Raw genomic sequence first — 22,858 nt, 5'->3', positions numbered from 1 at the left:
AGGTGTGAAGTCATGAGTACCCATTTCCAGTCCCTGCAGGCAGACCTCCAGGCGCACCCCCATACCTGGCTGGTCACGGGGTGTGCCGGCTTCATCGGTTCAAACCTGCTGGAAGCTCTGCTGAAGCTGAACCAGACCGTCGTCGGGCTCGATAATTTTTCCACGGGCTACCAGCACAACCTGGACGAGGTGCAATCCCAGGTATCGGCGGACCAGTGGTCGCGGTTTCGTTTCATCGAAGGCGATATCCGTGACCTGGAAACCTGCCGCGGAGCGACCGAGGGCGTGCAGCACGTGCTGCACCAGGCCGCGCTGGGCTCGGTCCCGCGTTCGCTGAAGGACCCCCTGACCACCAACGCGGTCAATGTCGGCGGCCAGCTCAACATGCTGGTGGCGGCCCGCGACGCCCAGGTGCAGTCCTTCGTGTACGCGGCGTCCAGCTCCACCTACGGCGATCACCCGGGCCTGCCCAAGGTCGAAGACCACATCGGCAAGCCGCTGTCCCCCTACGCCGTGACCAAATTCGTCAATGAACTGTATGCCGACGTCTTTGCGCGCGCTTATGGCTTCCAGGCCGTGGGCCTGCGGTATTTCAACGTCTTCGGCCGGCGCCAGGACCCCGATGGCGCCTACGCCGCGGTGATTCCCAAATGGGTGTCCGCCATGATCCGCGACCAGGAAGTCATCATCAATGGCGATGGCGAGACCAGCCGCGATTTCTGCTACATCGATAACGTCGTGCAGGCCAACCTGCTGGCGTCGATGGCGCAGGGCGAAGGCGTCAATCAGGTCTACAACGTGGCCTTCAATGCCCGCACCAGCCTGAACCAGCTGTTTGCCTATCTGCGCGACATCCTGGGGCGCAACGGCGTGGCCTACGGGCGCGACCCGCGCTATGGGGACTTCCGCGCCGGCGATGTGCGCCATTCCCAGGCGGACGTCAGCAAGGCCCGCACGCTGCTGGGCTACGAGCCGCAGTTCGACATCCTGGGCGGTCTGGAAATCGCCATGCCCTGGTACATCCAGTTCCTGCGTTGATTGCTTTCCTGACGCGCCGGCTCGCGGCCCTGCACGCCGACCATCGGCGCATCGCCCTGGGGGCCGCCCGGGTGGCCTTTTTCCTGCTGATGGGCAAGGCTGTCGGGGCGTTCAAGGAAATGGCCGTGGCCTATCGCTACGGCATCAGCGACGTGGTGGATGCCTACCAGTTCACCCTGACCCTGGCCAATTGGCTGCCCGTCACTCTGGTGGGCGCCTGCTCGGTCGTGCTGATTCCTGCGCTGGTGCGCAGCCGCCGGGGCGATGCCGACCCGCACGGCCGCTTCCTGGGTGAATTGCTGGCCTGGGCGCTGGGATTGGGGCTGCTCATCGCCGTATTGCTGGTATTTGCCTGGCCCCTGGTGCTTCGGGTGGCCGGCCAGGGCCTGTCGCCCGAGGTGCGGGGCATGAGCAGCCTGCTGATCCTGGGATTCGCGCCGGCGGCGCTGTTCACGGTCTGGGCAGGTCTGAGCGCGGCCCGCCTGCGGGCCCACGAGCGGCACATCAACACACTGCTCGACAGTGTGCCTGCCCTGATGATCCTGATCTGGGTGCTGGCCGCTCCGGTCGATGCCGGTGTGATGCCCTTGTTGTGGGGGACGCTGCTGGGCTATGCCCTGCAGGCGTTCTGGCAGGACCGGCTGGCGCGTCGGGCCGATGGCGTGCCCGCCCGGGTGCGCTTGAGCCGCCGGTCGCCGCAGTGGTCCACCCTGGCGGCGGCGGCCGGCATCATGCTGGTGGGCCAGTTGGCCATGAGCTTCGTCGGCCCGATCGATCAGTACACGGCCGCGCAACTGGGGCAGAACGCCAATGCCACGCTGGGCTACGCCGCCCGCCTGCTGTCCCTGATGATCGGCCTGGGGGCCGCGTCGGTCGGCCGGGCGGCGCTGCCGGTGCTGGCCGACATCCAGGCGCGAGGGGACGCGGCCCATGCGCGGGCCATGGCTTTGAAATGGTCGGGCGCCATGCTGGGCATCGGCGCCGTGGCGGTGCTGCTGGGCTGGTGGCTGGCGCCCTGGATCGTGTCGCTGTTGTTCGAACGCGGCGCCTTCACCGCGCAGGACACGGCGGCCGTGGCCCAGGTGCTGCGCTGGGGGCTGTTGCAGTTGCCCTTCTTTTTCGGCGTGCTGATCCTGGTGCAGTTGCTGGCCAGCCAGAACCGCTACGGTTGGATGGCGGCGATCGCCGTGCTGAATTTTCTGATCAAGGCGGGCATGAATGCCGTGCTGGCCCCCCGCATGGGGGTGGCGGGCATCATGCTGGCGACCAGCCTGATGTATGCCCTGTCGTATGCGGCCTACCTGATCCTGGCCTTGCGTGTGCGGCCGGACGCGCAGTCCGGCAAGGAAGTGAACGGATGACACGACCCCGTATTGATCTGATGATCGTGATCCATTCCCTGCGCGGCGGCGGCGCGGAGCGGGTGGCCGTCGACATGGCCGCCTACTGGCAGTCGCGCGGCTATCGGGTCAGCCTCGTCACCCAGACGGCAGCGGATCAGGATGCCTATCCGATCCCGCCGGAGGTCGAGCGCCACGCGCTGGGTCTGGCCGCCGACAGCGCCGGGCCGCTGGGCGCGCTCTGGGGCAATGCCCGGCGGTTCTGGGCTTTGCGGCGATTGGTGCGCCGGCAGCGGCCCGCTGTCGTCCTGGGCATGATGACGCGCGGCTCCGTGCTGGGGGTGCTGGCCGCCCGGGGCGCGGGCAGCCGGGTGATCGCAACGGAACACACGCATCCGCCGACCTTGCCCTTGCCGGATACCTGGCAGCGCCTGCGGCGCTGGACCTATGCGCGCGCCGACGCCGTCGTCGCCCTGACGCGGGGCACGGCCCAGTGGCTGGACGAACAGATCCCCGGCGTGCACGCCCAGGTGATCCCCAATGCCGTGCACTGGCCCCTGGCCGACGAGGAGCCCCGGCTGGATCCGCCAAGCGCGCCCGTCCGGCGCCGCTTGCTGGCTGTGGGCCGCCTGCATCCGGTCAAGGGTTTCGATTGCCTGTTGCGGGCCTTCGCGGACCTGACTCTGATGTGCGACGATTGGGACCTGACCATCCTGGGCGAAGGATCGGAACGCGCCGCCCTGGAAGCCTTGCGCGACGAGCTGGGACTGCGGGATCGGGTCAGCCTGCCTGGCCGGGTCGGCAATATGGCGGCCTGGTACCAGGCCTCGGACCTGTACGTGCTCAGTTCCCAGGCCGAAGGCTTGTCCAATACCCTGCTGGAGGCCATGGCCAGCGGCCTGCCCTGTGTGGCTTTCGATTGCGAAAACGGCCCGCGCGAGATCATCCGCGACGGCATCGACGGGGTGCTGGTGCGGCCGGTGCAGGATCCGCAAGCATTGGCCGCCCAGCTCTGCGCCCTGATGAAGGATGCGGACCTGCGGGCGCAATACGCGGGCCGGGCGACGGACGTGCGCGACCGTTTCAGCACGGCGCGGATCATGGCCTTGTGGGAACAGGTTTTCCAGGGGCGGGAGGGCCGCTGAATGCGCATTCTGTTTCTGGTCAGCTCCATGCACGGCGGCGGCGCGGAACGGGTCGCGGCGACACTGGCCAATGCCTGGGCGCGGCGCGGCGACGAGGTCACGCTGCTGTGCTGCTACTCGGGGCGAGGTCGCTGCCTGCAGCGCCTGGAGCCGGGCGTACAGCTGTTGTGGCTGGCGGACCGGATGCGCGGGCCCGCCTGGCTGAGACCGGTAACCAAGATCCTGGCCCTGCGACGGCTGGCGCGTGAACTGCGGCCGGATCGCGTGCTGTCCTTTTTGACGAATGTGAACATCACCGCCTTGCTGGCCACCCGGGGCCTGGGCCTGCCGGTGGTGGTCAGCGAACGCACCGACCCGGCGCACAGCGTGAACCTGGAACCCGCTCTGCGGTGGTTGCGCCGACTGACGTATCCCTGGGCGCATCGGGTCGTGGTACAGACGGAGCAGAGCATTCCGCATCTGCGACAGGTGGCGCCGGGCGTGAGCCGGATCTTCGCCATTCCGAACCCCTTGCCCGACGGCCTGCCGGCGGCGCGCGCGGCGGAGCCGGTGGCCGGCCGCCGGCGCCTGGTGGCGCTGGGACGGTTCAATCCGGTCAAGCAGTTCGACCGCCTGGTCGAGGTCTTCGCCGGTCTGGCCGATGTCTGCCCGGACTGGGATCTTTGGATCTGGGGCGACGGCGCTCAGCGAGCGGCCTGCCGGCAGCGCGCGGCGGCCCTGGGCCTGGAGGATCGGATCCATCTGCCGGGATTCAGTCAGACCCCCTGGGAAGATTTGGCGACGGGGCATGGTTTCGTGCTGAATTCCCGGGTTGAAGGCTTTCCCAACGCCTTGCTGGAAGCCATGGCCCTGGGCCTGCCGTGCGTGGCTACGGACTGCCCGTCCGGTCCGGCCGAATTGACGCAGGCGGGGCAGGTGGCCACACTGGTGCCTTTGGGCGACGACGCGGCCCTGGCGCAGGCCCTGAGGCAACTGATGCAGGCTTCGCCGGCCGATCGGGAAGCCCGGGGGCGGCAGGCGTCCGCGTCCGTGCGCGGCCGCTACGGCCTGGAGACGATCCTGCAGTCCTGGGACGCGGCCTGGACCGGCAATGGGTCGGTGGCGGACCGTCCGGACTGAATCGACGTCTTGGGATGACCATAGGTCATGGGGAACATGGAACAGAATGCAATGAAGACCCGCCAGGCGTGCGAGCCGCCGGCGGCTGACTCGATGGCGGTGGATCAGCGTCCGATGGCGCCGGATGAGCCGTTGCGGGTCCTGCACATCATTTCCGGCTTGCTGCACGGCGGCGCGGAAACCGTGCTGCAGCGCCTGACGACGGCGCCCGGCACGCGCGTGCGCCATACAGTGGTGTCCATGCGCGGCGAGGGCGTCATGGGGGCATCGTTGCGGGATGCCGGGGTCGAGGTGATCTCCCTGGACATGCAGGGGGCCTGGGGGTCGGCGCGAGGCCTGTGGCGCTTGTACCGCCTGCTGCGCAGCCGCCGTCCCGACGTGGTCCAGACCTGGATGTATCACGCCGATCTGATCGGCGGGGTGCTGGCCCGTCTGGCCGGTATCCGGGCAGTGGCATGGGGCGTGCGCAATTCGGGGGTCAGTCTGGCCGAAAGCAGCCGCTCGTCGCGCGTTGCCGCCTGGCTCTGCGCCCGGGTCTCGGGCTGGGCGCCGGGCGTCATCATCGCCTGCGCCCGCCGCGCCGCCCAGGTGCACCGCGGCTGGGGCTATCGGGATGATCGCGTGCTGGTGATTCCGAATGGCTATGATCTGTCGGTCTGGCATCCCGATGATGCCGCGCGGCATGTCTGGCGCGCCGAATGGCAGGTGCCGGAAGATGCCGTGCTGCTGGGGTGCGTCGCCCGCTGGAATCCTTTGAAGGACCATGCCAATCTGCTGGCGGCCCTGGCCTTGTGCGTACGGGAGCATCCCCGATTGCGCTGCGCCCTGATCGGCCTGGGCATGTCGCGGGACAACGCCGAACTCGTGGCCCAAGCCCGTCATTACGGGCTGCTGGATCATCTGATCTTTCTGGGGCGCCGCGACGACGTGCCGGCCCTGATGCCGGCCCTGGACATTCATGTGCTGTCGAGCAAGGCCGAAGGCTTTCCCAACGTGGTCTCCGAGGCGATGGCCGCCGGGGTGGCCTGCGTCGTGACGGATGTGGGCGATGCGGCGGATATCGTCGGTGAATACGGCTGGGTGGCCCCGCGCCAGGATGCCGTCGCGCTGGCGCGGGCCATCGATCAGGCCATTGCAGCGGTCGGCGATCCGTCGTGGCGGCAGCGCCGCGAGCAGGCGCGGGATTCCGTCGCGCGGCGCTACAGCTTGCAGGCCATGGTGGACCGCTACGAAACGGTCTGGCGCCGTCTGGCGGCGGATTTCCCGACCCCGGCAGGACGGCGGGCGGGCGCCGGGCCTTCAGTGTCCGCATCTTCTTTGCGCGATGCCGACGGCGCCGGGGCGGCAACCGCAGCTCATGCGGAAGCGGCATCCTCCGTCGCGGGCCATCCCGGCAACCGGCCCCGCGTGCTGTTCTTCATCACCAATCCTGCCTTCCTGGTCTCCCATCGCCTGCCGGTGGCCGTGGCGGCGCAAGAAGCCGGCTACGAGGTGCATGTGGCATCCATGTGCGGGCCGGCGGTCGCCGGGCTGGAATCGCTGGGATTCATCCATCATTGCCTGCCCCTGTCGCGCACCAGCATGCGGCCCTGGACCGAGGCCCGCAGCCTCTGGGCCATCTGGCGTCTGTTTCGCCGGGTGCGGCCGGATCTCGTGCATGCCGTCACGCTGAAATCCGTGCTGTATGGCGGCATCGCCAGTCGCCTGGCGGGGGTGCCGGCCTATGTGGCGGCGATTTCGGGCTTGGGCTATGTCTTCATCCAGGGCTCGGGCGCGCGCGGCGTGCTCAAGCGCCTGGCCCTGATCCTGTACCGCCTGGCGCTCGGGCATTCCAACAGCCGGGTGATCTTCCAGAATCCGTCGGACCGGGACGTGCTGGTGCGGGCGGGGGCGGTGCGGCCCGGACAGGTCGTGTTGCTGAGGGGCTCGGGCGTGGACCTGGACCGTTTCGCGCCGGCCCCCTGGCCGGACGGCCCGGTGACGGTCGCCATGGCCTGCCGCCTGCTGCGCGACAAAGGCGTGCGGGAGTTCGTCGAGGCGGCCCGCCTGTCGGCGGCCCGGAGCGATGGCGTGCGTTGGCGCCTGGCGGGCAGCCTGGACCTGGACAACCCGGCGTCCGTGCAGACCGATGAACTGCAAGCCTGGCAGGCGGAAGGCGTCGTCGAATGCGTCGGTGAATGCGCCGATGTGGCCGAGCTGTACGCGCAGGCCCATATCGTGGCCTTGCCGTCCTACCGCGAAGGCCTGCCCAAATCCCTGATCGAGGCCGCAGCCTGCGGTCGCCCGGTCGTCACCACCGATGTGCCGGGCTGTCGGGATGTCGTCGAGCCCGACGTCAGCGGCCTGCTGGTCCCCGCCCGGGACGCCCAGGCCTTGGCCGACGCGGTCCGCCGGCTGGCGGCTGATGCCGGCTTGCGGGAACGCATGGGCGCGGCGGGCCGTGCTCTGGCGGAACGCGATTTCGGCCTGGAGGGCATCGTTCAGGCCCATCTGGGGATTTATGCGGATTTGCTGCGGGCCGCCCGTCGGTGAATTGACTCCGACGTCCTGACCGGCGGGCCGGGGCATCGGGCGATCGGGGTGTCGCGCTGGAATAGTCGACATCGGCTCAGTGTTTTCCCGATGGAACAACTGATAAGCATATTTGTTCCATTGACGGTACATTAGGACATCCATAAAGTTCTCTTCATGGGAACTTCACTACCGCTTCCGAAATATCACCAGATCTACCTCATCTTGCGTGAGCAGTTGCAGGAAGGGCGTTTCGATCAGGATGGCGTGCCGGGCGAACATGCCCTGGCCGGCCAGTTCAATGTGGCGCGCATTACCATCCGCAGGGCGATGGAGATGCTGGTGGCGGATGGCTTGGTGTCGCGCCGGCCCGGCCTGGGGACGCGGCCCGTGCCTGGCGTCTCGGGCGTCGGCGGCATCCCGAATGCCGACAAACAGCAAAGGGCGCACCTGACGGGCCTGCTGGAAAACATCGTCAATATGGGGCTGCGCACCTCCGTGCAGGTGATCGACAGCGCGTTGGTGTCCGCCTCTCCCAGCGTGGCGGAGGCGCTCTGCATCGCTCCTGGCACGCCGGTCTACAAGAGTTTGCGCGTCCGCAGCACCGATGCGGGGCCTCTGTCTTATATCACCACCTATGTACCGCAAGCCGTGGCCGAGTTCACTCGAGACGACCTGCAGCGCGAACCGCTGCTGATGCTGCTGGAAGCGGCCGGGGTGGAATTCGGCGGCGCGACGCAGACCATTTCCGCGCGTCTGGCGGATGCCCAGGTCGCGCGTCATCTGGATGTGTCGGTGGGCTCCGCCCTGTTGGCCGTGACGCGGGTTGTGCGCGATATGGATGATCGACCCGTGCAGTTGTTGTTGGGGCTTTACCGGCCCGATCGTTATCAATATCAGTTGCAGCTTTCACGCGTCGGCAGCATTGACGCAAAGGTCTGGGTCAGCGAAGAGCTATCGGCCCAATTTCATTGACTCCCTCGGAGATCTTCCATGAATTCGCGTCGTACCTTTCTTTATCAGTCGGCTGCCGCCGCGGCTCTTTTGTCCGCCCCCTGGATTGCTCGTTCCCAAGGCGCCGCGTCCGTGAAAGTGGGGGTGCTGCATCCCGTGACCGGGGCCTTGGCCTATTCCGGGCAACAGTGTCGTCTGGGGGCGCTGATGGCCATTGATGATGTCAACAAGGCGGGCGGCATCAAGGCCTTGGGCGGCGCGCTCCTGGAGGCTGTGCTGGGCGACGCTCAATCGCGGCCGGAGGCGGGTTCCGCGGAAGTGGAGAAAATGAATCAGGCGGGCGTGTCGGCCATCGTGGGCGCGTATGCGTCGGCAATCTGCCTGGCGACGACGCAGACGGCGGCCAAATACAATCTGCCTCATGTGGTGGATGTGGGGGTGGCGGATCAGATCGTCGAGCGCGGCCTGAAAAACACCTTCCGGTTTGGCCCCGGCTACCGCATCTGCAGCGAACGGGCCATCGCGGATCTGGCCGAGTTGAACAATGCCGCAGGCAAGCCCGCCAAGACGGTGATGATCGTGCACGAGGACTCGCTGTTCGGTTCCGGCACGGCCGCGTTGCTGTCCAAATCGCTGCCGCAGCACGGGTTCGAAGTGGTGGAAGTCGTCAAGCATCCGAACCCCACGCGGGATTTCAACAACATCGTGCTGCGGATGAAGTCGGTGAATCCGGATATCGTGATCCCGGCCAACTACTACAACGAGTACGCCCTGCTGCTGCGCGCCATGCGGCAGCAGAAAGTGCAGCCCAAGGCGATCTATTCGGTCCTAGGGGGCGCGGCGTCCAGCTACAAGTTCCTGAAGGAATTCCCCGATATCGCCAACGGCATCATCGACTGCAATCACTGGTTCAATCCCAAGGACCCGCACGTTCAGCCCCTGAAGGCCCGGGTGGAAGCCAAGGGCGCGTATTTCAGCTACGAGGTCTTCATGACCTATACCGCCGTGCTGTTGCTGGCCGATGCCCTGGAGCGGGCGAAGTCGGCGGACCGGGCCGCGATCATCGATGCGCTGGCCGCCAGCACTTTCCACGCCAATCTGATGCCGTATGGGCCTACCAAGTTCGTCGACGGCCAGAACACGGGGGCCCGGCCGCTGCTGACGCAGGTGGTCGATGGCGACATCAAGGTGATTTTCCCCGAGGAGTATCGCCAGGTCGATCCCGTCTTCCCGTTGAAGGCCTGAGCGCCGGCATGCTGGACTTCTCCATCCTTTTCTCGTCCGTGCTGAACGGGCTGACCACCGGCGCCGTCTATGCCCTGATCGCGCTGGGCCTGACCTTGATCTACGGGGTGCTGCACATCATCAACTTCGCGCATGGCGCGGCGTTGATGGTGGCGCTGTACGCCGTTTATCTGCTGAAGGACCGCCTGGGCATCGACCCTTACGCGGCCCTGCCGCTGGTGGTCGCCGGCATGTTCGTGCTGGGCTATGCGTTGCAGTGGTTCGTGATCAATCATGCCGGCAACGGCAAGGATGAGAACATTCTCCTGGTGACGCTCGGCCTGGCCATCGTGCTGGAAAACCTGGCGCTGGTCTGGTTCAAGTCGGATACGCGCACCATCGACACGGCCTACACCCTGTCGACGGTTGCGATCGGCCCGGCCATGATCGCGCTGCCCAAGGTCATTGCGTTCTGCGGTGCGCTGGCTGTCGCGGGGGTGCTGTTCTGGATCATCCACAGTACCGACCTGGGGCGTGCCATCCGGGCCGTGGCCCGCGAGAAACAGGGCGCCAGGTTGATGGGCATCCATGTGGAGAAAGTCTACGCGCTGTCTTTCGGGATCGGCATGGCGTGCCTCGGGGCCGCGGCTTGTTTCCTGATGCCCGCCTACTACGTCAATCCTCAGGTGGGCAGCGGTTTCGTGCTGATCGCCTTCACCATCGTCGTGCTGGGTGGCATGGGCAGTTTCAGCGGCGCGCTCGTGGGCGGGTTGCTGATCGGCGTGGTCGAGTCGGTCGGAGGCTTGTTTTTGGGTGATTCGCTGGGGCAGATGGGCATATTCGCGATTTTCATTGCCGTGCTGCTGTTCCGTCCGCAGGGTTTGTTCGGGTCCAGGGGGTGATCGAGATGAAACGGGACCTTTATGCAATAACCCTGTTCGGTGCGGCGGCGCTGGCGATGACGGTGCTGATCGATTCGGGGGTGTGGCTGACTTTCCTGATGATGGCGCTCTATGCCGCGCTCCTGGCCCAGGCCTGGAATATCCTCGGCGGCTATGGCGGGCAGATGTCCTTTGGCCACGCCCTGTTTTTCGGCGTGGGCGCCTATGCCCAGGCGTTGGGGCAGATGACTCTGGGACTGAACCCCTGGCTGGCGTTGCCGCTGGCGGTCGGCATGGGAGCGCTGTCGGGCCTGGCCATGGGCGGACTGACGTTCCGTTATGGGCTCAAAGGCTCGTATTTCGCGCTGGTGACCCTGGCATTTGCGGAAGTCTTCCGCATCCTGTCGGGTTCGGTGTCGTTCACCGGCGGCGGCATGGGGCTGATGGTGCCCTTGCAGGAAGGCCTGTCCAACATGCAGTTCGGGTCGCGGCGAGGCTATGTCTACCTGATGCTGGGATTCGTCTGGCTGGCGCTGCTGGCCACGGCCTGGTTGCGCCATTCCCGCTTTGGCGCCTATCTGCAGGCCGTGCGGGACAACGAAGACGCAGCCCGCGCGGTCGGCGTCGATCCCTTTCGCATCAAGCTGGGCGGGATCGCGCTGTCGGCCGCTTTCATGGGGGCCGCCGGGGCGTTTTACGTGCAGGTCTTCCAGTACATCGATCCGGGGATTGCGTTTGGTCCGGCAATTTCCGTCGAGGCCCTGGTCGGCGCCATCGTCGGCGGCCTGGGGACTCTGTGGGGGCCCTTGCTGGGCGCTGTGGTTCTGCACGCGCTGGCCGACCTGACCCGCAATCTGTTCGGCGAACTGCCCGGCATCAGCATGGTGATCTATGGTGTCGTGCTGGTCGTGATCGTGATGTTCCTGCCGCGCGGCATCAGTGGCGTCGGCCGGTCCGTGAGGCGCTTGCTGGTTTTCAAGGAGCGCGTCCGTGCCTGACATCCTGCTGCAAACACACCATGTATCCATTGCGTTCGGCGGCCTGAAGGCGGTGCAGGATGTCAGTCTGGCCGTCCCGCAGGGATCCTTGACGGCATTGGTCGGCCCTAATGGCGCGGGCAAGACGACGTTGTTCGCCCTGCTGTCCGGCTTCCTGGCGCCCGATTCCGGATCGGTGCAGTTCGCCGGCCGGGACATCACGCGTTGCGCGCCCCATGAGGCGGCGAGGCTGGGCCTGACCCGGACCTTCCAGGTGGTGCAGCCGTTCGGCGCCCAGACGGTGCGCCAGAATATCGCCGTGGGCGCGCATCTGCGCGTGGCGGATCGATCCGAGGCCCTGGCCGTCGCGGAAGCGGTGGCCGCCCGCGTCAATCTGCACGCTTCGCTGGATAAGCCCGCCGCGGACCTGACAGTCGCGGGGCGCAAACGCCTGGAACTGGCGCGCGCCCTGGCGACCCGGCCGCGTCTGCTGCTGCTCGACGAGGTGCTGGCGGGGCTCAACCCCAGCGAAATCGAGGAAATGATTCCCGTGGTGAAGAAACTGGTCGAGGATGGCGTGACTGTCCTGATGATCGAGCACGTGATGCGCGCCGTGATGCGCCTGGCCGAGCACGTGTGGGTCCTGGCGCAGGGGCGCTTGATCGCTTCCGGCACGCCCGGTGAAGTGACTCGCGATCCGGTGGTGGTCGAAGCCTATTTGGGGCACGGCGCGGCGGCCCGGCTGACGGCCCAGGAGAAACAAGGATGAGCGCGCTACTGGATATCCGCGACCTGCGCGCCGGCTATGGGCAGGTCGAAGTGCTGCGGGGGGTGGATCTGCATGTCGACGCCGGCGAGATCGTCGTGCTGCTGGGCAGCAATGGCGCCGGCAAGTCGACGTTGAACAACACGATCTGCGGCTTGTGCAAGCCGTGGGGCGGGACGGTGCTCTTCGATGGGCAGGATCTCTCGGGGCGCCATTATCGCCAGGTCGTGCAGGCCGGCCTGATCCAGGTGCCCGAAGGGCGGCGGGTGTTCCCCAATCTGTCGGTGCGCGAGAACCTGGAACTGGGGTCCTTTGCGCGGGCTCGCCAGCGGCGCGCCGCGAACCTGGAGAAAGTGCTGGCCATCTTTCCCCGGCTGCGGGAACGCCTGGCGCAACTGGCGGGCACCATGTCGGGCGGAGAGCAGCAGATGCTGGCGATCGGACGCGGCTTGATGGCCGAGCCCCGGCTGCTGATCCTGGATGAGCCGTCGCTGGGCCTGTCTCCTCTGTTGGTCGAAGATCTGTTCAGCCTGATCGGGCGCTTGCACGACGATGGCCTGGCCATTTTGCTGGTGGAACAGAACGTGGGCCAGTCTCTGGAGACGGGGCAGCGCGCCTATGTCCTGGAAAACGGAGCGGTGCGCTACAGCGGCGCCTGTCCCGATCTGTTGGCCAGCGATGATGTCCGTCGCGCGTATCTGGGGATGTGATGATGGCGCAGTCGCAAACTCTGGCTCAGAAACTGATTTCCGCCGCCTGCGGGCGCGCCGTCGTGTCCGAGGGCGAGGTCGTCACGTGCGCCGTGGATCTGGCGATGTTTCACGACTCCAGCGGTCCGAGGCGCTTGCAGCCCATGCTGGAAGAACTGGGCGCCACCCTGTGGGATCGCTCCAAGATCGTGTTGGTCATCGATCACTATGTGCCGGAGTCGGATCCCGAATCGCGGCGGATCGTGCAGATTGCGCGCGACTGGGCATCCGAGCAGCAACTGCCCAATGTCTATGACTCCGTGGGCATTTCCCATGTGGTCGTGCCGCAGCATGGGCATATCCGCCCAGGCATGTTCTGCGTGGGGGGGGATTCGCATTCTCCCACCGGGGGGGCGTTCGGCGCCTATATGTTCGGCATCGGCAGCACGGAAATGCTGGGCGTGGCCGTCACCGGCCAGATCTGGCTCAAGGTGCCCAGGACTTTGATGATGCGGTGGCATGGCCGGCTGGCGGCCGGCGTCACGGCCAAGGACATGATGTTGCACATGATCGGCCGCTTCGGCATGAATGGCGGGCGCTACCAGGCCGTGGAGTTCTGCGGCGAAGCGGTTCGCGCGCTGTCCATGCAAGAGCGCATGACGCTGTGCAATATGAGCGCCGAGTTCGGTTCGCAGGTGGGACTGATCGCTCCGGACGGGGTGACCGCGGCCTATTTGCGCGGGGCGGGCGTCGAGCAGGACATCGATCTGGATCGCTGGCGCAGCGACCCGGGCGCGGAGGCCGAACGGCATGATTTCGATGCGGCCGCGCTCGCGCCGCAGGTTGCGGCGCCGCATAGCCCCGCCAACGCGCGTGATGTCGGGCAGTATCGGGAAGTGCCGGTGCAGCTTGCCTACATTGGCGCTTGCACCGGAGCGAAGCTGGAAGATCTGCGCGCGGCCAGCCGCGTGCTGCAGGGGCGCCGCATGGCCGATGGCATGCGGTTGATCGTGGCCCCCGCCAGCCAGCAGGATCAGCAGCAGGCCGAGAGCGAGGGGCTGATGCGGATTCTGCGGGATGCGGGCGCCGAGGTGTTCCCGACGGCCTGCGGGGCCTGCGCCGGGTATGGCGGCTCGATTCCGGACGGCGCCAGCGTCATCTCGACGACTGCACGCAACTTCAAGGGCCGCATGGGCTCCGAAACGGCCCAGGTGTTCCTGGCGTCTCCCTATACCGTCGCGGCTTCGGCGGTGCGCGGGACGATCAGCGACCCTCGGGAGTTCATCGCATGACGGATCAGATCGCAACGCACCGCGTCTGGCGGGTTGGGGCGGATATCGACACGGACGCGCTGGCCCCCGGCGCCTATATGAAGTTCGGCATCGAAGAGATTGCGCGCCATTGCCTGCAGCGGGTCAGGCCTGAATTCGCGGCAGAAGTCCGGCCGGGCGACGTCCTGGTGGCAGGCCACAATTTCGGGATCGGCTCATCGCGGGAGCAGGCGGCGGCGGCTTTGGTCCGGCTGGGGGTGGCCGCCGTCATCGCGCCTTCTTTCGGCGGCCTGTTTTTTCGCAATGCATTCAATGTCGGCTTGCTGTTGCTGACCTGCGGGCAAGCCGAGGTCCTGGCCGAAGGCGAACGGATCGCATTCGACCCGATGGCGGGGCGTATCGCGCGTCCGGCCGCCGAGCCCGCCGAATTGCAGTGCGAGGCGGTTCCGGCGTTTCTCTTGGACATGGTCGCAGCCGGCGGGCTGCTGAACGTGCTCAAGCAGCGTCAACTCTCTTAGGAAGAACATCATGCTTGATCCCGTCACCCTGGCGGTTCTGAAGGGCCGCCTGGAACAGATCGCCGACGAAATGGACGCGACCTTGTATCGCAGCGCGTTCAATCCCATCATCGCCGAGGCTCATGATGCGTGCCATGGCATGTACGATGCCCGGACCGGCGCGACCCTGATCCAGGGGAAATCGGGGCTTCCGGTCTTCGTGGGCGCGATGGCGTTTGCGGTCAAGGCGGCCGCGAATGCAGCCTCCGAGCGCGGCGGCATGGTCGATGGGGATGTCTGGTTGTTCAACGATCCCTACGAGGGAGGCACGCACGCCAATGATTTCAAGCTGGTGCGGCCTGTGTTCAGGGATGGCCGGCTGTTCTGCTTTCTGGCCTCGGCCGCCCACTGGCACGATGTCGGCGGCGCGGTGCCCGGCAATTACAACCCGGCAGCCACCGAATGCTGGCAGGAAGCGGTCCAGATTCCGCCGGTGCGTATCGTGCGCGCCGGAACGCTGGACCCGGACGTGTTGGCCATCCTGAAGGCCAATACCCGGTTGCCGAACAGCCTATGGGGTGATCTGAACGGCCAGTTGGCTGCCCTGGACCTGGGCGCCCGCCGCCTGGACGGTTTATTGGGCGAGTATGGCGATGTCACCGTGCTGGAAACGCTGGATACCCTGCGTGAGCGCGCGCGCCGTCTGATGCGGGATCATATCGCCGCATTGCCCGACGGCGAATATGCCTTCGAGGATCTGCTGGACAACGATGGAGTCCGCGATGAGCCGCTGCGCATCGCACTGCGCTTGAAGATCGCGGATGGGCGGCTGGCATTGGATTTTTCCGGGACATCGCCCGCCTGCGCCGGGCCTGTGAATATCTCCCGGGCAACGGCGATTGCCGCGTGCTATGTCGCGCTGAAGCACCTCTTTCCCGATGTGCCGGCCAATGCGGGCGTGCTGGATGCGGTGGACGTCGTGTTGCCCGATGGGCTGTTGATTTCCGCCGACCGGCCGCGTCCGGTCGGCGGCTATACCGAAACCATCCTGAGAATGATCGACGTCATTTTCTGCGCGATGGCCCAGGCGGCGCCGGAGCGCGCGATGGCGCAGGCCTACGGCACCATCAATGCCTTGTCGATCGCGGGCTACCGCACCGATCCCGCCCGCAAAGGCCAGCGCTGGGTGATGTTCAGCTTCTTTGGCGGCGGCCATGGGGGCCATTCGGACGGAGACGGCTTGAGTCATGGCAACGCCCCCATTTCGACCGCCACCATTCCGCCTCTGGAAATCCTGGAGGCCGCGTATCCAGTGCGCTTCACGCAATGGGCGCTGAGGCCGGACTCGGCCGGCGATGGCGCCCATCGCGGCGGCCTGGGCGCGATCTATGAAATCGAAGTCCTCGAAGAATCGGCCGAGGCGTTCATTTTCGGCGAACGGGGGCGCAGCGCCCCCAAAGGCATCGTCGGGGGCGGGGCCGCCGCCTTGAACGTGTTCCGCTATCAGCAGGATGGCGAATGGCGCGTTCCGCCCATGCGGTCGAAGATGCTGGGCATCCAGTTGAAGCGGGGGGAACGAGTGCGTCTCGAAACGCCGGGTGGCGGCGGATACGGGGATCCAGCCCGCCGCACTGCGGCGGCGCGGGAGCATGATCGCAGGATGGGCTACGTCAGTGATGAGGGTTTGAAGGAGCAGTCGGCATGAACGCAGGGCAGGGGTTGGTCGTTGGCGTGGACGTGGGCGGTACCTTTACGGACCTGTTCGTGCTGGATGGAAAAGGCGGTTCCGCGCGCGTGGTCAAGGTGCCCTCGACCCGGGGCGAGGAGGCGCGCGGCTTCATGAATGGCGTGGCGCAGATCGCCGATGGCGCCGACGATATCGCCACCATCGTGCATGGCACGACGGTGGGCACCAACGCGCTTCTGGAGCGCAAGGTGGCGCGTACGGGCATCATCACATCGGCCGGTTTTCGGGATGTGCTGGAGATGCGTCGGCGCGATCGGCCGCAGACCTGGGGCCTGCGCGGCAACTATGAACCGGTGGTGCCGCGGGACCTGCGTCTGGAAGTGAGCGAACGCGTCCTGGCGGATGGCACGGTGCATACGCCGGTGGATCTGATTCAGGTCGAAGCGGCGGCGCGCGCCCTGTTGGATCAGGGATGCGAAGCCGTGTGCGTGTTTTTCATCAATGCCTATGCCAATTCGGTCAACGAAGCCCTGGCTGTGGCCAAGGTGCGCGAGATCTGGCCGAACGACAACGTCACCGCCGCGTCCGAGGTGCTGCCGGAGATCCGGGAATTCGAACGGTGCTCCACCGCCGTGCTGAATGCGGTGCTGCAGCCGGTGGTGGGCAGTTATCTGAATCGCCTGGAGCAGGACCTGCAGGGCCAGGGCTTCAAGGGAGAGCTGCTGATCGTGCAGAGCAATGGCGGGGTCATGTCGCGCGAGACGGCCTGCCACGTGCCGGTTCGCACGGCGCTGTCCGGGCCTGCCGCCGGCGTGATTGCGTGTGCGGCCATCGCGCGCGCGGCCGGTTTCCCGAATGTCGTGACCGGGGATATGGGCGGCACGTCGTTTGATGTCTCGCTGGTGGCGGATGGCGAGGCATCGCTGGCGGCGCAGACCGCCATCGATTTCGGCATGGTCGTGCGGGCGCCGATGATTCAGATCGAAACTATCGGCGCGGGCGGCGGATCGATCGCCAGCGTGGATGCGGGCGGCCTGCTGCAGGTGGGACCCGAGTCCGCCGGCAGCAACCCCGGCCCGGCCTGCTATGGTCGCGGCAATACCCGGCCGACGGTGACGGACGCCAATGTGCTGCTGGGCCGCATCGCCGCGGATCGCCCCTTGGGAGGCGGCCTGTTGAACGCCATGGACGCCGGTCTGGCGGGCGCGGCGATCACGGAGCACGTGGCGCAGCCCTTGGGATTGGACATGTATGCCGCTGCGGAAGCGGTCCTGACCGTGGCCAATGCCAAGATGGCGGGCGCCATCCGGCTGGTCTCCATCGAGCGGGGGCATGATCCGCGCAAGTTCGCCTATATGCCGTTTGGCGGCGGCGGCGCCCTGCATGTGTGCGCCATGATGAACGAAGTGGGCACCGCCCACGGGATCGTGCCTCGCTTTCCAGGCGTCACGTCGGCCCTGGGCTGCGTGATGGCGGATATGCGGCATGACAGCGTGCAGACTTTGAATGTCGCCCTGGACGCGCTGGATGAGGATGATTTGTTGAACCGGATCGATGAGTTGGCGCAGGGGTGTCAGGCGCGGCTCGATTCCGCCGGCGTGGCCTTCGAGGGGGTTTGCGAAAGTATCGAGCTGGATATGTTGTATGTGGGGCAAAGCCACACTGTTTCCGTGGATGTCGGTCGTTCCGCCCTGAAACGGACGGGGATTGCCGCCGCATTTGATCGGGCCTATCAGGCCGCCTTTGGACGTAGTCTCAGCGGCATTCCAGTGCGCATCCTGAATCTCCGGTATGCGCGTATCGGCCGGCGTCCCAAGTTCGACTTGGCGCTGCTGGCGCCGACCGCTCGGGACATGCCTGCCGCGCTGGGCGTCCAGGCGGTGTATCACGCGGGGAGGTGGCATGACGCCGTGCGTTACGCGCGCCTGGATTTGCCGGTGGGCGCCAGGGTGGACGGCCCGGCGATCCTGGAGCAGGCGGATACGACGATCTGGATCGAGCCGGGGTTTTTCGGCAGCGTCGACGCGCTGGGCAATCTGCTGGTCTCCCGGTCAACGCCTCAGGAGTGAGCCATGGATGCATTGGATCCTCGCAAAACCGCCCTGGTCGTCATTGATCTGCAGAACGATTTCCTGGCGCCGGGGGGCGCGTATCACCGGGGCGGCGCCGTCAGCCCGCAGGCGCGCGCCTTGCCCGCGCGGGTGGCGCCCGTGGCCCGGGCGCTGAAGGCCCGGGGGGGCTTTGTCGCCGCCAGCCAATTCACGCTGTGGCCGGATGCGGGCGGCGAACCCATGATCTCGCCGCATTTGAAACAGTTGCGTCCATTCCTCGCGAAAGGCGATTTCGCCGCCGGGTCGGCCGGCCATGCGAACGTGGCGGAACTGGATGGCCTGGTGGATGTTTCCGTCTGGAAGGTGGCGTATTCGGCCTTCTTCAATACCCAGTTGGACTGGGTATTGCGCCGTGCCGGCATCTCCAGTCTGGTCGTCGCCGGTATCGTGACCAACGGCGGCGTCGCCAGTACCGTGCGCGATGCCCATATGCGCGACTACCACGTCACTGTGTTGGCGGACGGGTGCGCCGCGCCTACCGTCGCCCAGCACGAGGCCGCGTTGGCGGACCTGAGGACTGTGGCGGATATTGCGTTGTGCCAGGACATTCTGGATAGGCTGACGCCATGAGCGCGCAGCCGCTGGTTCGCAAGGGGATGGCGCCGGACCCCGGGGCGATGCGCGTTCCCGTTGTCATCATCGGCGCCGGCGCCTGTGGTTTGACGGCGGCGCTGCGTTTGGCAGGAAGCGGTATCGATACGGTGCTGATCGAGCGTGATGCCGCGCCCGGCGGATCGTCGGCGCTCTCGTCCGGTTTCATTCCTGCGGCCGGTTCCGCCGTGCAGCGGGCGGCAGGCATCGAGGACGACGCCCGGCGTTTCGCGGCCGACATTCAGGCCAAGGCCGGCGGCGCGGCGGCGGCGCATCTGGTGGCCGCCTACACGGACGCGGCGGCGCCGGCGATGGACGAGCTTGCGCGCCACGGCCTGGCATTCGAAGTGCTGGATGGTTTCCTGTACCCGGGGCATACCGCTCGCCGCATGCATACCTTGCCCGAACGCACGGGGGCTGCCCTGGTCGCCGCCCTGGCGCGGGTGGCGACCGATGCCGGTGCGTATCTGTTGAACTCCGCGCTGGCCCGCGAGATCTGGGTGGATGGTCATGACCGGGTATCGGCCGTCGCCTGTGAGCGCCCCGACGGGACGATGGAGGTGATCGCCTGCGACGTGCTGATCCTGGCCTGTAACGGTTTTGGCGGCAATCCGTCCATGGTGCGGCGATATCTGCCTGCCATGCAGGATGCCGTCTACGGTGGCCATGCCGGCAATGACGGCAGCGCCATCGAATGGGGATTGCAGCTTGGCGCCCGTCTGGCCGACCTGAGCGCTTATCAGGGACATGGCTCCTGGGCCACGCCGCTGGGGGTGCTGGTGTCCTGGGCCGTCATGATGGGCGGCGGTGTCCAGATCAATCGGAATGGCCGGCGCTTTCACGATGAAACGCATGGGTATTCCGAAGCGGCCGTCCAGGTGCTGGCGCAGCCGGGGGGCATCGCCTGGGATGTCTTCGACGGCCAGGCGCGGGCGCTGGTGTCCGCGTTTCCAGACTTCATGCAGGCGGAGTCGAATCGGGCGGTGCGGATCTGCGCCGATCTGGCCGAACTGGCGGCTGTCATCGGGTGTGATGCGGATGTTGTGAGCCATACGCTGGGCGCCATCCGCCCGGAGGCCGTGGACCCCTATGGCCGCCATTTTGAGCGGGGCCTGAGTGCGCCTTATTACGTCGTCAAAGTGACGGGCGCCCTGTTCCATACGCAAGGCGGCCTGGACATCGATGCGCAGTGCCGTGTTCTGGGCGACGGGGGCCTGCCGTTTCCCAATCTGCTGGCTGCCGGCGGGGCCGCCCGGGGGGTGTCGGGCAACGACGTATCGGGCTATCTATCGGGCAATGGTTTGCTCAGCGCCGTGGCCGGGGGGTATATCGCCGCGGGCACGGCGGCCGCGCAGCTTGGGCGGCGCCTGGATATTGCATCGGATTAGGATCTGGACATCATGAAAACGTTGGAGCATCGGCTGGCCGCCGGCGCCGTGCTGGCCCCGGGCGTGTATGACGCCCTGTCGGCATTGCTGGCCGAACAGGCCGGATTTGACGCCTTGTATCTGTCGGGCGCATCGATCGCCTATACCCGATTGGGTCGTTCGGACATCGGGCTGACGACCTATACCGAGGTTGAAGACGCGCTGGCCCGCATCACCGAGCGCGTGTCGTCGCCGGTCATTGTCGATGCCGATACCGGGTTTGGCAATGCGCTGAACACGCAGCGCACGGTGCGCGGCTTTGAGCGTGCGGGCGCCGCCATGATCCAGCTGGAGGACCAGACGTTTCCCAAGCGCTGCGGGCACCTGGACGGCAAGACCGTCGTCCCCGGCGCAGAGATGTGCGGAAAGATACGGGCCGCCGTCGATGCGCGGACCCGCTCATCCACGTTGATTCTGGCGCGGACGGATGCGCTGGCGGCGGAGGGGCTGGAGGCCGCGTTGGATCGGGCGGAGTCCTATCTGGACGCCGGCGCGGATGCGCTGTTCATCGAAGCCTTGCGCACGCCGGAGCAGATGCGGGTCGCCTGTGAACGCTTTGCCGCCCGCGTCCCGCTTCTGGCGAACATGGTCGAGGGCGGCAAGACCCCTGTGCAGAGCGTCGATGCACTGGCGGCGCTGGGCTTTCGCATCGTCATCTTTCCGGGAGGGACGGCACGAGCCGTGGCGCACACATTGCAGGCGTATTACGGCAGCTTGCTCCAGCATGGCTCCACCCAACCCTGGAAGGACGGCATGCTGGACTTCGATGGCCTGAATGCCGTCATCGGCACGCCGGAGCTATTGGCGCAGGGGCGGCGTTATGGCGGTTGACACCCCCAGCGCGCAGGGTCTTCAGAACGGCAGTTCCCGTCCCGGCAGCAGGGCGTGGATCGCGTCGCGGAATTCCGCCTGGATCCGTGACAGGGCTTCAGGCGTATCGCCTTCGAAGCGCAGCACCACCACGGGGGTCGTGTTCGACGCCCGGGCCAGGCCGAAGCCGTCGGCGTATTCGGCGCGAATGCCGTCGATGGTGATGCGGTCCCGGGCGGTGGGAAAGCGGCCTTCGGTTTGCAGTCGGCGGACGAAAGCGTGCGGTTCGCCCTCGGCCATGGGCAGTTTCAGTTCGGGGGTGGACAGGCCCTGGGGCAGGGCTTCCAGCAACTGGCTGGGGTTGTCGCTGCGCGACAGGATTTCCAGCAGGCGCGCGCCGGCATAGAGCCCATCGTCGAAGCCGTACCAGCGTTCCTTGAAGAAGATGTGGCCGCTCATTTCGCCGGCCAGCGGCGCGCCGGTTTCGGCCAGGCGGGCCTTGATCAGGGAGTGGCCCGTCTGGGACATCTGCGGGACGCCGCCCGCGTCGCGGACGGCCTGCCCCAGGTGACGGCTGCATTTCACGTCGAAGATGATGGGGGCGCCGGGTTCGCGCTGCAGGATGTCCCGGGCGAACAGGATCATCTGGCGGTCGGGCCAGATGATCTGGCCCGATTTCGTCACGACTCCCAGGCGGTCGGCGTCGCCGTCGAAGGCCAGGCCGATGTCGCAGTCGGTGCGCTGCAGATGGTCGATCAGATCCTGCAGATTCTTGGGTTCGGCCGGGTCCGGGTGGTGATTGGGGAAATGCCCGTCCACCGTGCAGAACAGCTCGTCCACCGTGCAGCCCAGGGCGCGGAACAGGCGTCCGGCGGCCACGGCGCCCACGCCGTTGCCGCAGTCGATGGCAATGCGCAGGGGGCGGGCCAGCCGCACGTGGTCGGCGATGCGTTGCACGTAGGTGTCGATCAGGTCCCGGGATTGCGCCCGGCCCGGGGTCGCGCCCTGCGGCGGCTGGATGTCGGCCATGCGGGCGCGCAGCGCCTGGATGCCCTCGCCATGCAGGGTGCGGCCGCCCATCATCAGCTTGAAGCCGTTGTAGTCGGGCGGATTGTGGCTGCCCGTGATGGCCACGCCCGAGCCGCTGCCGTCCAGGTGAGCGGCGAAATACACCAGCGGAGTATGCACCAGACCCAGATCCACCGTGTCGATGCCGCCCGCGTGCAAACCGGCCTGCAAGGCCGACGACAGGTTCGGGCTGCTGAGCCGGCCGTCGTGGCCGATCACCAGGCTGCGGACGTTTTCCAGGCGGGCCTGGGCGGCCAGCGCCAGGCCCAGGGTGTAGGCGAATACGTCGTTCAACTGGTCGGGAACCGTGCCCCGGATGTCGTAGGCTTTGAAGACGGACTCAGGAAATGAAGTGGACACGGCGGATCTCGGGCGAAAGTGGGCAGCAGGGTCGCGGCCGGCGGCTCCCGAAAGCCCTGCCGGGCGTGCCGGGGCGGCGGCATCGTCCATTATCGCCGATTACAATGAAGGCCTCTTGGCACAGCTTACGGGATTGTCAGTTCATGGATCATCTGGATGCTTTGCGGGCGGCGGTTGGCGCATCGCACGTTCTGACCGGGTCGGATGCCCGGTCCTACGAGATCGATTGGCGCGAACGCTATCGGGGCCTGGCCCTGGCCGTGGCGCGGCCGGGCAGCACGGACGAAGTCGCGGCGGTCATGCGCTATTGCGCCCAGGCCGGGGTGCCGGTGATTCCCCAGGGGGGCAATACGGGCCTGTGCGGCGGGGCGACGCCCGACGATTCCGGCGGC

The 22,858-nt window shown here is 66.8% G+C and carries 20 protein-coding genes and 1 pseudogene; 20 read left to right on the top strand and 1 reads right to left on the bottom strand.

The window, feature by feature from the left end:
• The first annotated feature begins 12 nt into the window (after positions 1-12).
• The 19 genes and pseudogenes from WBG56_RS07595 to WBG56_RS07505 all read left to right on the top strand — a co-directional run bounded on the left by WBG56_RS07595 (position 13) and on the right by WBG56_RS07505 (position 21,059).
• The gene (locus tag WBG56_RS07595) at positions 13-1,038 is read left to right on the top strand and encodes an SDR family oxidoreductase (RefSeq protein ID WP_424266881.1); all 1,026 of its coding nucleotides are present in this window, start codon (positions 13-15) and stop codon (positions 1,036-1,038) included.
• Positions 1,038-2,399, top strand: a complete 1,362-nt coding sequence (gene murJ / locus WBG56_RS07590; protein ID WP_424267034.1) for a murein biosynthesis integral membrane protein MurJ — start codon at positions 1,038-1,040, stop codon at positions 2,397-2,399. Before WBG56_RS07595 ends, murJ begins: the two co-directional genes overlap by 1 nt.
• The gene (locus WBG56_RS07585; RefSeq protein WP_424266879.1) at positions 2,396-3,523 is read left to right on the top strand and encodes a glycosyltransferase family 4 protein; all 1,128 of its coding nucleotides are present in this window, start codon (positions 2,396-2,398) and stop codon (positions 3,521-3,523) included. Before murJ ends, WBG56_RS07585 begins: the two co-directional genes overlap by 4 nt.
• On the top strand, positions 3,524-4,642 hold the full coding sequence (locus WBG56_RS07580; RefSeq protein ID WP_424266877.1) for a glycosyltransferase family 4 protein: 1,119 nt from the start codon (positions 3,524-3,526) through the stop codon (positions 4,640-4,642). It begins immediately after the preceding gene.
• A 27-nt stretch (positions 4,643-4,669) separates the two neighbouring features.
• Positions 4,670-5,767 (top strand): annotated as a pseudogene (locus tag WBG56_RS07575) (glycosyltransferase); the annotation flags it as partial.
• Positions 5,768-6,049: 282 nt separating this feature from the next.
• Entirely contained in the window at positions 6,050-7,174 is a 1,125-nt protein-coding gene (locus WBG56_RS07570; protein WP_424267032.1) for a glycosyltransferase family 4 protein, read from the top strand.
• 156 nt (positions 7,175-7,330) lie between these two features.
• Positions 7,331-8,128: a GntR family transcriptional regulator gene (locus WBG56_RS07565; RefSeq protein ID WP_424266876.1), complete on the top strand. Its 798-nt coding sequence runs from the start codon at positions 7,331-7,333 to the stop codon at positions 8,126-8,128.
• An 18-nt stretch (positions 8,129-8,146) separates the two neighbouring features.
• On the top strand, positions 8,147-9,352 hold the full coding sequence (locus tag WBG56_RS07560) for an ABC transporter substrate-binding protein (protein ID WP_424266874.1): 1,206 nt from the start codon (positions 8,147-8,149) through the stop codon (positions 9,350-9,352).
• 8 nt (positions 9,353-9,360) lie between these two features.
• Positions 9,361-10,233, top strand: a complete 873-nt coding sequence (locus WBG56_RS07555; RefSeq protein ID WP_424266872.1) for a branched-chain amino acid ABC transporter permease — start codon at positions 9,361-9,363, stop codon at positions 10,231-10,233.
• Between the two features lie 5 nt (positions 10,234-10,238).
• Positions 10,239-11,210 (top strand): branched-chain amino acid ABC transporter permease, encoded by a 972-nt coding sequence (locus tag WBG56_RS07550; protein ID WP_424266870.1) that lies wholly within the window; start codon positions 10,239-10,241, stop codon positions 11,208-11,210.
• Positions 11,203-11,958: an ABC transporter ATP-binding protein gene (locus WBG56_RS07545; RefSeq protein ID WP_424266868.1), complete on the top strand. Its 756-nt coding sequence runs from the start codon at positions 11,203-11,205 to the stop codon at positions 11,956-11,958. Before WBG56_RS07550 ends, WBG56_RS07545 begins: the two co-directional genes overlap by 8 nt.
• Positions 11,955-12,665: an ABC transporter ATP-binding protein gene (locus WBG56_RS07540; protein WP_424266866.1), complete on the top strand. Its 711-nt coding sequence runs from the start codon at positions 11,955-11,957 to the stop codon at positions 12,663-12,665. The genes WBG56_RS07545 and WBG56_RS07540 overlap by 4 nt, the downstream gene beginning before the upstream one ends.
• Before the next feature lie 2 nt (positions 12,666-12,667).
• A complete protein-coding gene (locus tag WBG56_RS07535) occupies positions 12,668-13,936 on the top strand; it encodes a 3-isopropylmalate dehydratase large subunit (protein WP_424267030.1) in 1,269 nt (422 codons plus the stop codon).
• On the top strand, positions 13,933-14,433 hold the full coding sequence (locus WBG56_RS07530) for a 3-isopropylmalate dehydratase (RefSeq protein ID WP_424266864.1): 501 nt from the start codon (positions 13,933-13,935) through the stop codon (positions 14,431-14,433). The genes WBG56_RS07535 and WBG56_RS07530 overlap by 4 nt, the downstream gene beginning before the upstream one ends.
• Before the next feature lie 10 nt (positions 14,434-14,443).
• Positions 14,444-16,117: a hydantoinase B/oxoprolinase family protein gene (locus WBG56_RS07525; RefSeq protein ID WP_424266862.1), complete on the top strand. Its 1,674-nt coding sequence runs from the start codon at positions 14,444-14,446 to the stop codon at positions 16,115-16,117.
• The gene (locus tag WBG56_RS07520; protein ID WP_424266860.1) at positions 16,114-18,168 is read left to right on the top strand and encodes a hydantoinase/oxoprolinase family protein; all 2,055 of its coding nucleotides are present in this window, start codon (positions 16,114-16,116) and stop codon (positions 18,166-18,168) included. Before WBG56_RS07525 ends, WBG56_RS07520 begins: the two co-directional genes overlap by 4 nt.
• A gap of 3 nt (positions 18,169-18,171) precedes the next feature.
• The gene (locus tag WBG56_RS07515) at positions 18,172-18,780 is read left to right on the top strand and encodes a cysteine hydrolase family protein (protein WP_424266858.1); all 609 of its coding nucleotides are present in this window, start codon (positions 18,172-18,174) and stop codon (positions 18,778-18,780) included.
• Positions 18,777-20,189, top strand: a complete 1,413-nt coding sequence (locus WBG56_RS07510; protein WP_424266856.1) for an FAD-dependent oxidoreductase — start codon at positions 18,777-18,779, stop codon at positions 20,187-20,189. Before WBG56_RS07515 ends, WBG56_RS07510 begins: the two co-directional genes overlap by 4 nt.
• A 12-nt stretch (positions 20,190-20,201) precedes the next feature.
• Positions 20,202-21,059 (top strand): isocitrate lyase/PEP mutase family protein, encoded by an 858-nt coding sequence (locus tag WBG56_RS07505; RefSeq protein WP_424266854.1) that lies wholly within the window; start codon positions 20,202-20,204, stop codon positions 21,057-21,059.
• A 21-nt stretch (positions 21,060-21,080) separates the two neighbouring features.
• Here WBG56_RS07505 and WBG56_RS07500 read toward each other — a convergent pair whose 3' ends face one another.
• A complete protein-coding gene (locus WBG56_RS07500) occupies positions 21,081-22,466 on the bottom strand; it encodes a phosphomannomutase/phosphoglucomutase (protein WP_424266852.1) in 1,386 nt (461 codons plus the stop codon).
• Between the two features lie 143 nt (positions 22,467-22,609).
• On the opposite strand from WBG56_RS07500, the gene WBG56_RS07495 reads away from it, so the two are divergent.
• A partial coding sequence (locus WBG56_RS07495) for an FAD-binding oxidoreductase (RefSeq protein WP_424266850.1) occupies positions 22,610-22,858 on the top strand: 249 nt, incomplete at its 3' end.

The organism is Castellaniella sp. (assembly GCF_049671645.1).
Lineage (GTDB): Bacteria > Pseudomonadota > Gammaproteobacteria > Burkholderiales > Burkholderiaceae_B > Castellaniella.
The sequence above is the reverse complement of the archived record's forward strand: the minus strand, read 5'-3'. Positions and strand labels throughout refer to the sequence as shown.